This window comes from Nostoc sp. CALU 546, from assembly GCF_048836525.1.
In genome coordinates this window covers 1-11,246 of record NZ_JAWJTF010000084.1, presented here as the reverse complement: position 1 = coordinate 11,246, position 11,246 = coordinate 1, and the positions used below count along the sequence as shown (strand labels likewise).

The following is an 11,246-nucleotide window of genomic DNA, read 5'->3' as shown; positions in this document are numbered from 1 at the left end:
ATAAGTCTTTAATTATTAAATCGTTTCTGATTTTCTCAAACATACTGGCTGAAAAAAAATAAGGTTTGTTGCGGGTTTTAGGAGAGACGATATAGCTGAAACCTATTTCCTACTTTGGATGCAGCTATAAATTTAAACAACATTACCTGTTATTTTTGTAAAAAAATCTTAATATTTCGGGAAATTAGACCTAACCCTCCCCTTAGAAAGGCTACGGTGTACACGCAAATCTGAAATAGCTGATTAAGCAAGGTTTTACCCCACCCTAACCCTCCCCGATGCATTGGGGAGGGAACAAGATTTTCCGGTTTCCCCCCTTGACAAGGGGGGATTAAGGGGGGTGATTCTATTTATGTGTACACCGTAGCCTTTTAGGAGAGAGATCAGAAGTCCCTCATTCCCTAGTCGGTTGCGTTTTTACCTAATTCGCTAAGATGTACACAAGCTCATTTTCACAACAATTATGGTGAAAACACCCTCCCAGCCTTCGACAATTCCTCCTTTGGAAAATGGCGACAAACTCACCCGCTACGAATTTGAGCGTCGCTATAATGCCACCCCTAACCTAAAAAAAGCTGAATTAACCGAAGGGATTGTCTATATTATGCCTGCTGCTCTGCGTTTCCGAAGTCACGGTCAACCGCATGGTTGGATTATTGGTTGGTTAGTTGCTTACGAAGCTGCAACTCCTGGTGTAGCGTTGGGAGTTGAACCTACCGTCCGCTTAGACTTAGATAACGAACCTCAACCCGATGTTGTTCTGTTGATTGAACCGGAAGCAGGTGGTCAAACGCGGCTGAGTGAAGATGATTATATTGAAGGTGCGCCAGAGTTAGTTGTGGAAATTGCTGCTAGTAGTGCGGCTATCGATCTTCATGGCAAAAAACAGGCTTATCGTCGCAACGGTGTCAAAGAATATATTGTTTGGCAAGTTTTAGACCAAAAATTGACTTGGTTTTCTCTGGAACAGGGTGAATATCTAGAATTAGTACCTGACAATGAAGGCGTTTTGCGAAGTCGGGTATTTTCAGGGTTGTGGTTAGCGGCGACAGAATTATTAGCAGGTAATATGCAGGGTGTCTTGAAGGTTTTACAAGCAGGTTTGCAGTCTGCTGAACATGAAGATTTTATCAAGAAATTAGGTAGCGATCGCTGAACAATTTATAAATGGGAAAAGTCTCTTAAGTAATTATGTTTGCACACCAAATTCTTCTGGATCTACATCCCAATTTACCCAGCTAATTGCTTCCCGCGCTGAATTCATATTTGGTGGAACTCGCAAGGCATGAATAAAGCTTGTGCTAGGGCAAGTCATTTTTAATAAATAAATTGATTCTTCATCAACATCAGCATCAATTTTTAATAACGTGTATTCTTGCCAACCATCTAATTCAATAGCTTGTAATTCTTGGCAAATTCGGGCGTAACCAATACCTTGAATTAACACTCGGCGTAGTTCGGCATTATGCTCTGTTAAAAGCCAGTTAGCTTGCCATTGCTTCGGGTGGATTTTACCGTATTTTTCAGGTAAGGTTACACCGTGGAAGGAGTAGAGGCTATATCCATCGGTAAATTCAATGGCGGGTTCGCCTTCAGCGTGGAGGCGGTTTTCATTGTCGAAGCGCAGGTGAAGGGGGCGATCGCATACTATACAAATTTCCTTAAAAGGATAAACCCAACCACAATTCTCAACCAGTCCTCGCAATAACTGCCATCCTTTGGAATTGTAAGGTGCATTGAATAAAACAAAACCAATTTCAATCAAACAGCATCTTTGTATCCATTCTTCAGGCTCCACTCGCATATCGCTCTCTAAGAAGCTCAAAACTTCATTAGGAATATCTTCTTGAGTGATTAAATGCTGTATGATCTGTTGCCAGAATAAAAAACATATATCTAAGTCAAAGTAGAGTTCATTGGATATAGAGGAAAATAAATCTTCAGACAATAACTCTCCTAAAAAATTAAGTATTTTATTAAACAAGTCATGGTATGTTTTTAGCAGATTATCTGGTAAATTCCATCGATACCAATATTTTTCAAGATTGCTGTAGCTATTTTTTAAATTAGTATTAACACTTTTAAAAGCTGCAAGAGGGCTATCAAAAAATAAAATTTTCGGCTTAGGTAAGCCTAGAACTTCGTAAGCTATTTTTACAGCTTCCCCTGCTTTCTCTCTATCAATTCGCTCAGTTGAAAGCGCGATCGCTCTCCACTTGTCCCGATAAACTGGAATCAAAGCCTCTTGCTCAGGCGTTAACTTTTCAATCAGCGACATAACGCCAACCTTCAGGCTCGTATTCTCGCTGAATTTTCACCATCCAGTCACCTTGGGGAATAGAAATAGCTTTATGCTCCTCATGAGCTAGCAATGCCGATTCTGAAAAAACACGTAAATAGAGTGTGCCATCTTTTTCAGATAATTCCGCTCTACCCTCAGTGATACGATGTTTATGACCCGTAACTTCGCCTTCTGCCAAAGTTAAATGAGGTATTTTTTGTCCTTCAACCTGCTGCACAGGTAGTAAGATAACATCACCCTGACGAATTGGTTGCATAGTTTTGCTTTCCTGACATGGGTACAAACCCACTTCGCTTTTGCTCTCAAGTTTGATTTAATTTTGGCACAAGCTCTATTAAAGTTGGGAATTGGGCATAGGGCATAGGGCATTGTGAAGAGGACAAGGAGAAAGACTTGTTACAAGTACTCACTCAAGTCCCCTTGTCTCCCTGTTCCTTGCTTTCTCATCTTCCATGCCCAATGCCCCATGCCCCATGCCCCATGCCCAATACCCAATTGGAATATTTTAAAAACTGTAGTCGCCAATTATGCGTTAGATAAGTTAAAGATTGAAATAGCTGGAAATTCAGACCCAGCGTACCCTCATTTATCCTCTGGGACAGACTGGGCATTAAGTTCAGCGGATTTTCTCCCAAGCAGGCAGTTTATGTGAGGATTAAATCACCGCCCTAAGCGTGACCATTTATCTTGACAATTTGCAAAAGTTAACTCAATTTGACTGTTTGGCTTAGTAGCTCTTCTTTTTATTGAAATTTCCATGTCAACTCTCGTCATCGTCGAATCTCCAACCAAAGCTCGTACCATTCGCAACTACCTGCCAGCAGGCTATCGGGTGGAGGCGTCTATGGGTCATGTGCGTGACTTACCCCAGTCGGCTAGTGAAATTCCCGCCGCCGTCAAGGGGGAAACATGGGCGCAGCTAGGGGTAAATGTGGACGCCGACTTTGAACCGGTGTATGTTGTCCCGAAAGACAAAAAGAAAATTGTCACCCAGCTTAAAGAAGCCCTTAAAGATGTAGATGAACTGATTCTGGCAACGGACGAAGACCGGGAAGGTGAAAGCATTAGTTGGCATTTATACCAATTGCTGAAGCCAAAAGTTCCCACTAAGCGGATGGTGTTTCACGAAATTACCCAAGAAGCGATCAAAAAAGCTCTGAAAAACTGCCGCAATATTGATGAGCAGTTGGTTCGCGCCCAAGAAACGCGGCGGATTTTAGATCGGCTGGTGGGCTATACCTTGTCTCCTCTGCTATGGAAAAAAATCGCCTGGGGATTATCTGCTGGGCGAGTGCAATCTGTAGCCGTGCGACTTTTAGTCACTAGAGAACGCCAACGCCGCGCTTTCCATGAAGGTACGTACTGGGATTTGAAAGCCAGTTTGTCAAAGGAAAAAACCCCCTTTGCTGCCCAGTTGATCACACTGGGAGGAACCAAAATCGCTAACGGTAGCGATTTTGACGCGACGACCGGACAAATTACCGCAGGTCGCAATGTCTTATTGCTCAATGAAGAACAAGCGGTAGCCCTCAAGGAACGCCTAACTGGGAAAACCTGGAATGTTAACGACATTGAGGAACGCCCAGTGACGCGCAAACCGTCGCCACCGTTTACCACCTCGACACTGCAACAAGAATCTAACCGGAAACTGCGCCTTTCAGCCCGTGACACAATGCGGGTTGCCCAGAATTTGTACGAGCAAGGGTATATTACCTATATGCGGACAGATTCGGTACATTTGTCAGATCAAGCGATCGCAGCTGCTCGGAGTTGTGTAGAAAAGCTCTACGGTCAACAATACCTTAGTCCCCAACCCCGGCAATACACTACCAAATCCAAAGGCGCACAAGAGGCGCACGAAGCAATTCGTCCAGCGGGTAGCACCTTCCGCACACCCCAAGAAACTGCATTGGGCGGTCGAGAACTTGCTATCTACGATTTAATTTGGAAGCGGACTGTCGCCTGTCAAATGGCTGATTCCCGCCAAACTCAAATTACCGTGCAATTGCAAGTCGAGGATGCTGGATTCCGTTCTTCTGGCAAACGAATTGAATTTCCAGGATACTTACGCGCCTACGTCGAAGGTTCAGACGACCCGGAAGCAGCACTGGAAGACCAGGAAGTAATTTTGCCAAATCTGAAAGTCGGAGATCATCCCGATTGTACAGAATTGGAAGCTGTCGGGCACGAAACTCAACCGCCAGCTAGATACACCGAAGCTTCTTTGGTGAAAACCTTAGAAAGCGAAGGTATCGGTCGTCCCAGTACCTACGCCAGCATCATTGGCACAATCATCGACAAGGGTTATGCCCATTTGGTGACTAACGCCCTCATTCCCACCTTCACTGCTTTCGCCGTCACCGACTTGCTGGAAAAACATTTTCCAGACATCGTTGACCCCAGTTTCACCTCGAAGATGGAGCAAACCCTTGATGACATTGCCACAGGTGAAGCCAAATGGCTGCCCTACTTGCAGCAATTTTATTTGGGAGAAAAAGGGCTAGAAACCCTGGTAAAAGAACGGGAAAGTCAAATTGATGCCACCAAAGCTAGGACTGTGGAACTGGAAAATTTAGATGCCAAAGTCCGCATTGGGAAATATGGCCCTTATATTGAAGTCGAAAATGGTGAAGGAGTTATCACCGCTTCAATTCCCAAAGACCTGACACCATCTGACCTCGACCCCAAACAGGTAGAAGTATTGCTGCGGCAAAAAATCACTGGCCCTGACCAGGTAGGTAGGCATCCCGAAACTGGCGAACCGATTTATGTAAAAATTGGCGCTTATGGGCCTTATGTCCAATTGGGTGACAAAACCGATGAAAACCCCAAGCCGAAACAAGCCTCCCTACTCAAAGGTGTCACCCCAGAAACCGTTACCCTGGAAATGGCTGTTGGTCTGTTGGCACTACCCCGAACATTGGGAGTTCATCCAGTTACAGGCGGCAAAATCCAAGCAAGTTTGGGACGCTTTGGCCCTTATGTTGTTCATGACCAAGGTAAGGAGGGGAAAGATTACCGCTCCCTGAAAGCTGCTGATAATGTATTGGCAATTAGCTTAGAACGGGCTTTAGAATTATTGTCCGAACCAAAAAAAGGGCGCAGTTCCACCAACAGCAAGTCCAAGGCAGCCTTACGCGAATTGGGTACGCATCCAGAGGACGGAGAAATAGTTAACATCTACGATGGCCCTTATGGCCCTTACATCAAGCATGGCAAAACTAATGTCAGTATCCCAGAAGGTCAAACAGTAGAAGATATAACCCTGGCTGAGGCGCTGAACTTGTTAGCAGCTAAGGCATCGACTGGAAAATCGACTCGTAAAACGAGTAAATCAACGAGTTCCAAATCTAAGTCAACTGCTAAATCATCAACCACTGCTGCGAAAAAAAAGGCGACAGAAAGCTAGTTGCAAGTCAAGAGTCCAAAGTCCGACTCTTGACCCTTAATATTCATCCTTGATAGGATACAGTTCGATAGGTTGCAAGTGTGATAGTCTAAAAGGTAAGGGAAAACACAACGCCAAATTTTAGAAGTGGTTTATGTCCCAAATGCGGGATTGTGTATCAGCCCGATTGGAAGCCAGAGGTGCGAAAGTATACTATTTTCTGCGTACCTGTTAATCAAAATTGAGGTAGTATCTCAGGAGCGGTCAGTTCATGGACTATATAGAAAAGGTGCTGGAAAAGCTTAAGGAATTAGCTCGTAGGCTTATTGAGAGCCTATTAGGGCCAGAGGCTGAACCGGAACCGGAACTGATTCCGATTCCTGTAAACGATCGCTCGCGTCGTCGCCACTAAAATCACAGTGGTAAACTCGACGTTACAACCCTTACGCATTCTGGCATTGCATGGGCCAAACTTAAATTTGCTAGGACAGCGAGAACCAGGAATTTATGGTTCCTTGACACTAGCCGAAATTAACCGCCTGTTAGAAGAAGAAGGATTCAAGTTACAGGCGAAAGTTTTTCCTTTGCAGTCAAATCATGAAGGAATTTTAGTAGATACTATTCATGAGGCATTAGGGCAATATCAGGGAATTTTGATTAATGCAGGGGCGTACACCCATACAAGTGTGGCATTGCGAGATGCGATCGCTGCTGTTAACTTGCCCACAGTAGAAGTACATCTGAGCAATATTTACCGCCGGGAAGATTTTCGCCATCATTCTTACATCGCTCCAGTCGCGATTGGGCAAATAAGTGGTTTTGGCGTCCAAAGTTACTTGTTGGGCTTACAAGCTTTAGTGAATCATTTAAGAAAAGACAAAACGTAAAGAATGAAAAATGAATCGATTTTCGAGTTTAGATTTTGGATTAAATTCTTCAATACAGAATCCAAAATCCAAAATCCAAAATCCAAAATTCTATGCGTTACTCTCCTATAAGTCGGTTTAAAGGTACTTTACTCGGAGCATTCCTGGGGGGAAATTTAGTCTCTAATGGTAAAGTACAGTTTGAGAATTACCTAGATTTGGGCAGAATGGCGGTTCTGGGTACCCAGAGTTTGATAGCATTGGGTAGGTTAGATTTAGATGATTGGATAAGGCGTCAGCAACAAGAATCTCCTCATTTACTAGAAACTGATGACATATCAATAAAAATAATTATTTCCACACTACCAGTAGCACTCTTTTTTCACGAAAATCCAATTAAGCTACGACAAAACTTGTTGCGTGTGCTAAAAATCTGGGATGATGACCCAGTAGTAAGGGATGGAACACTAGCAGTAGGATATGCGATCGCTCTTGCCCTAACCGAAAAACTCGACCCCTTAACCCTAATCCCGCAAACGGTTTCTTTTCTCGGAGAAACACCGACATCAATACCAACAAAATTATTAAGAGTTCAGAATTTATTGCAACAAGGGGCTGGATTGTCAAGGGCGCAAGCTGAGTTTGCTAAGAAAGAAAAACTCAGTAACACTATTGCTATGGCGTTTTACTGCTTTTTAAGTACCTTGGAAGACTTTCGCCTTGCAGTTTTGCAGGCTACTCACAATGGCAATACTAAAATGCAAGATGCTACGCCTCTAATCTCACAGGCTACAGGTGCAATTACTGGTGCTTTATCAGGAGCATATAATGGTACAGGTGGAATTCCCGTAAATTGGCAAGTCTTGCTCTTGCAGAGGAATTCTCCAGCATGGGGACTAACTAGCTTTTCTCAAATGTTAGAATTGACCGATGCATTTGTGGCGGTGTGGTCAGGAGTGTATAATCTAGCTCTAAATCCAACGGAGTTAACAGAGGAAGAATGTGAGGTGGCTCTGCTTTCAGTTTATGCAGCTCCTCGCGTTATTCGGTCGCGTTAATCTCAATTATCGAGGAAGGCAGGAGGCAGAGGGCAGGAGGCAGGAGGAAAACTGCCCGACGCTCGCAGACTCGCTACCGCTGCGCTATCTGTAACAGCCCGCGACCTAATGGAGCAAGGGTTTAAGACAAGAACTCCAAATTTTCAATTTGGTGGCTCTTTTTCAGGAGGGGTTTGAATCCTATAAGTGAAAAAACCTTCTGCCTCCTGCCTCCTGCCTCCTGCCTCCTTCAATGACAAATAAGGGGCTTAAGACCTTATTCAAGGTAAGCAAATTTCTGCCATAGTGCACTAGTCTTATATACTAGAATTTTTCAGTAAACTCTCGGACTGATTCTGTAGGTAGCTATTGTGGTAAATCGGCAACAAAAAAGCCCCACCACCATAGTTGCAGCAGCCACAGAGCAAACTTCCCTGATAATTGTCTTTTTTTGAGCTATCAAAGTCGGCAATTGCAGGCAAAGATGATGAAAATGCAGCAATTTTTGCAGTTATTGACCCAGCAATTGACTCACTGGCGGCGACAGTACAAAGCACTACGCCGTAAGGGAAAGTTAATGAGAAGTCCCAAAAGTAAAAGCCATAGAAGGGAACTTATCAGGACTATGGCCACAAATTTATTCCTGTTCTTATCAAAAACCAATGAAAAAAGTGAACGCCGAAAACAAGAAAGAGCACTAAGGTTAAAGGCAAAATCGCTCAAAACTAAGAGTGGTATTTATACAGTCGGTTTAGAATGGTTACATCAACAGCGTTCCTTGGTGATTTTAGCGATCGCTGTAGTGTCCCTCACAGGGGTTATTGGATATAAATTATACAATCAAACTCAACTCCAAGTAGGAAGTCCCGCGCCCCAAACATTTACAGCGCCTTACACAGCTAGCATCGAAGATCAGAAACAAACAGAAGCCGAGCGTAAAGCCATCAGTAAAAGCTCCTTACAAGTGTTGATGGTTAATGTGCGAATAAACGAACAAATCAAGGAAAAATTGCAACAATTTCTCAATGATGGCAACGAAATTCGTGCCGTTGCTGGAGCTTTTCCTTTTTTTGATCCTCTAGTTTTGTCCATCTCTATCCAGAATTACCTCCGCTCCTGTCCTAACCCAGAATGGCAAGCACTGCTATTGGCTCTAGAAAATAGTAAAAATCAGCAGAAGAAAGGAATAGGACAAACTACCACCTCATTCCGTTCATCATTGATAGCCGCTCCTAATCAGGAACGCCAGCCGCACACAACACCACCTAAATCTGATTCCCAGAGTCCAGAAGAGACACAGACAGTTGATTTTTCTCAAAACACTAACTTTGCTCAAGCAAAAGCAGAACTAGAATCTTACGGCATCGCCACTTCTGAGAAAAACTTGTCTTTACTGATTGCCAAAATTTCCCAAACCCGCCAAAAATTTACCCAAGCCACTGCCAAACTTTTACAGTTGGAGAGTGTTAGCCCAGAAGCAGTATATGAAGAATCTCTCCTTTTGGATTTGTCAGATGCGGAGTGGGAAAAAACACAAATGGGAATTTATCAGAGTATAGAGCGAATTCTTACCCAAGGCATCCCACTGGGACTGCCACGAAATATCATACAAGATGCGGTGAGCTTACAAGTGCAGACTTTTGTACCAGAATCCGCTGAACCTTTAGCAAGCAAACTTTTGTTAGCTGTACTCAAGCCGAATCTACAAAACGATGAGGAACAAACGAGAGAAAATGCTCAAAAGGCTGCTGCGGGTATCCCACCGGTGATGGTAAAAGTACAGCGTGGTGAGGTAATTGTCAAAAAAGGAGAGCAGATTAGTGCATGGAACTTTGAGGTGCTGGAGCATTATCACCTAATTCGTCGGGAGGTAAAATGGCACGAGTTAGTGAAGTTAGCAGCTGTTATTGCGATCGCTATTGGCATTTTTGTCTGGGTAGAACGGCATATTGATCACGAATTGCGACAACGCGATCGCCTATTAGTATTATTGCTAACTCTAAGTGTGCCAGGAGTAATCACACTCGGATTGCCCTATACCACCTGGAGCGCCCTTGGTCTATTGTTGGGCAGTTTCTACGGCCCCACTTTAGGGTTGACAGTTGTCGGACTGCTGTTGCCGATATTAGGAATTAGCTTGGATATGAGCAAGGCTGCCCTTTTAGCTGGTGTAGGCGGAGGAATATTAGGTAGTTACATTGCACAACGATTGCGATCGCGTGAAGAATTGGCATTATTGGGTATTGCGATCGCTTTAACTCAGGGCGGTATTTACCTGGCTGTTAAAATCTTAATTGGTCAAGCATTTGGTTCAACTTGGTATATCGTCCTCCGGGAAGCCGGATTATTTGCTTTATCCGGTTTAGGCTGGAGTGTTGTTGCTTTAGGGTTGAGTCCTTATCTAGAAAAAGTTTTTGATTTAGTTACCCCAATCCGCCTAGCAGAACTGGCGAACCCTAACCGCCCTTTATTAAAACGACTTGCTACTGAAACTCCCGGAACTTTTCAGCACACACTGCTTGTCGCTACCCTTGCGGAAGCTGCTGCCAAAGAACTAGGCTGCAATGTTGAGCTAGTCAGGGCTGGCACACTATATCACGATATTGGTAAAATGCACGACCCCCTTGGCTTTATTGAAAATCAAATGGGGGGGCCGAATAAACATGATACAGAGATTAAAGATCCTTGGAAGAGTGCAGAAATTATCAAAAAGCACGTAACTGAAGGGTTGGTGATGGCGCGAAAACACCTTTTACCGACAGCGATTCAAGCTTTTATTCCAGAGCATCAGGGAACGATGCTAATTGCCTATTTCCATCACCAAGCCCAGCAAATGGCTCAGGAAGATCCAAGTTTAACGGTAGACGACGCAGATTTTCGCTACGATGGCCCAATTCCCCAATCACGGGAAACCGGAATTGTGATGTTAGCAGATTCTTGCGAAGCGGCGCTGCGATCGCTCCAAGGGTCAGATTCAGGTAAGCGTCCCCTTCGCGGCTCGTCTCTCTCTGGAGAAGGAAAGCGATCAGTTAAAGATGTCTCCAGTGAACAAGCTTTAACAATGCTAAATAATATCCTGCGTGCCAAATGGCAAGATAATCAACTCGTAGATTCAGGGCTAACACGAGAAGAAATGTCACAAATTGCTCAAATATTTGTGGATGTTTGGCAGCAATTTCATCACAAACGGATTGCTTATCCGAAGTTGAAGGCTGGTAGCACTGCGCGTAATTCGTAATGCGATCTCTCCGACTGGCTACACCTACGCATATCTGTTGATAATCAATCTTAAAACCTGAAGAGATTATTAGGAGTTAAACAAAAATGGCTACTTTAACTATTTGTTTACCAGACGAAAAACACAACAGATTAAAAGAACTTGCTCAAGCCAAAGGTATAAGTGTAAATCTGACTTAAATTAGCTTTTGAACTAAAGTTCAAGTCTTTCCCTCTCCGACTCGGCTACGGTGTACACACAAGTCGAAAAAAGATCAATTTCTCATTGTTCTCTCGTTTATCTCGTTTTATCTCGTTCCTATGCTCTGCATAGGAACGAGGAAATGCTTATCAAGCTAGGTTTTTAGGACTTGTGTGTACACCGTAGCTTAAAAAGGGGGATTTAGGGGGATCGAGATATGTGCAACTTCACATTA

At 43.7% G+C, this 11,246-nt stretch carries 9 protein-coding genes and 1 pseudogene; 8 read left to right on the top strand and 2 right to left on the bottom strand.

The window, feature by feature from the left end; genetic code table 11:
* The first annotated feature begins 463 nt into the window (after nt 1-463).
* A complete protein-coding gene (locus tag RRG12_RS30650) occupies nt 464-1,156 on the top strand; it encodes a Uma2 family endonuclease (protein WP_420761804.1) in 693 nt (230 codons plus the stop codon).
* A 33-nt stretch (nt 1,157-1,189) separates the two neighbouring features.
* Here the strand turns inward: RRG12_RS30650 and RRG12_RS30645 are convergent, their stop codons facing one another.
* On the bottom strand, nt 1,190-2,278 hold the full coding sequence (locus tag RRG12_RS30645) for a DUF6745 domain-containing protein (protein ID WP_420761803.1): 1,089 nt from the start codon (nt 2,276-2,278) through the stop codon (nt 1,190-1,192).
* Entirely contained in the window at nt 2,265-2,558 is a 294-nt protein-coding gene (locus RRG12_RS30640; RefSeq protein ID WP_069067803.1) for a hypothetical protein, read from the bottom strand. The genes RRG12_RS30645 and RRG12_RS30640 overlap by 14 nt, the downstream gene beginning before the upstream one ends.
* Nucleotides 2,559-3,059: 501 nt before the next feature.
* Between RRG12_RS30640 and topA the strand changes: the two genes are divergently transcribed.
* From topA to RRG12_RS30605, 7 genes and pseudogenes are all read left to right on the top strand, one after another.
* The gene (gene topA, locus RRG12_RS30635; protein WP_420761802.1) at nt 3,060-5,711 is read left to right on the top strand and encodes a type I DNA topoisomerase; all 2,652 of its coding nucleotides are present in this window, start codon (nt 3,060-3,062) and stop codon (nt 5,709-5,711) included.
* A 250-nt stretch (nt 5,712-5,961) separates the two neighbouring features.
* A complete protein-coding gene (locus RRG12_RS30630) occupies nt 5,962-6,102 on the top strand; it encodes a hypothetical protein (protein ID WP_012410890.1) in 141 nt (46 codons plus the stop codon).
* 7 nt (nt 6,103-6,109) lie between these two features.
* Nucleotides 6,110-6,577 (top strand): type II 3-dehydroquinate dehydratase, encoded by a 468-nt coding sequence (gene aroQ / locus RRG12_RS30625; protein WP_069067805.1) that lies wholly within the window; start codon nt 6,110-6,112, stop codon nt 6,575-6,577.
* Between the two features lie 92 nt (nt 6,578-6,669).
* On the top strand, nt 6,670-7,614 hold the full coding sequence (locus RRG12_RS30620) for an ADP-ribosylglycohydrolase family protein (protein ID WP_420761801.1): 945 nt from the start codon (nt 6,670-6,672) through the stop codon (nt 7,612-7,614).
* Between the two features lie 420 nt (nt 7,615-8,034).
* On the top strand, nt 8,035-8,160 hold the full coding sequence (locus tag RRG12_RS30615; protein WP_256090762.1) for a hypothetical protein: 126 nt from the start codon (nt 8,035-8,037) through the stop codon (nt 8,158-8,160).
* A 58-nt stretch (nt 8,161-8,218) separates the two neighbouring features.
* The gene (locus tag RRG12_RS30610) at nt 8,219-10,831 is read left to right on the top strand and encodes an HD family phosphohydrolase (RefSeq protein WP_420761800.1); all 2,613 of its coding nucleotides are present in this window, start codon (nt 8,219-8,221) and stop codon (nt 10,829-10,831) included.
* 86 nt (nt 10,832-10,917) lie between these two features.
* Nucleotides 10,918-11,001, top strand: a pseudogene (locus RRG12_RS30605) (toxin-antitoxin system HicB family antitoxin); the annotation flags it as partial.
* Nucleotides 11,002-11,246: the final 245 nt, after the last annotated feature.

Excerpts from the sequence above, each read along its gene's own strand:
- RRG12_RS30620 (WP_420761801.1), top strand. The coding sequence starts at position 6,670 with ATGCGTTACTCTCCTATAAGTCGGTTTAAAGGTACTTTACTCGGAGCA.
- RRG12_RS30645 (WP_420761803.1), bottom strand. The coding sequence starts at position 2,278 with ATGTCGCTGATTGAAAAGTTAACGCCTGAGCAAGAGGCTTTGATTCCA.
- RRG12_RS30610 (WP_420761800.1), top strand. The coding sequence starts at position 8,219 with ATGGCCACAAATTTATTCCTGTTCTTATCAAAAACCAATGAAAAAAGT.
- RRG12_RS30630 (WP_012410890.1), top strand. The coding sequence starts at position 5,962 with ATGGACTATATAGAAAAGGTGCTGGAAAAGCTTAAGGAATTAGCTCGT.
- topA (WP_420761802.1), top strand. The coding sequence starts at position 3,060 with ATGTCAACTCTCGTCATCGTCGAATCTCCAACCAAAGCTCGTACCATT.
- RRG12_RS30640 (WP_069067803.1), bottom strand. The coding sequence starts at position 2,558 with ATGCAACCAATTCGTCAGGGTGATGTTATCTTACTACCTGTGCAGCAG.
- RRG12_RS30650 (WP_420761804.1), top strand. The coding sequence starts at position 464 with ATGGTGAAAACACCCTCCCAGCCTTCGACAATTCCTCCTTTGGAAAAT.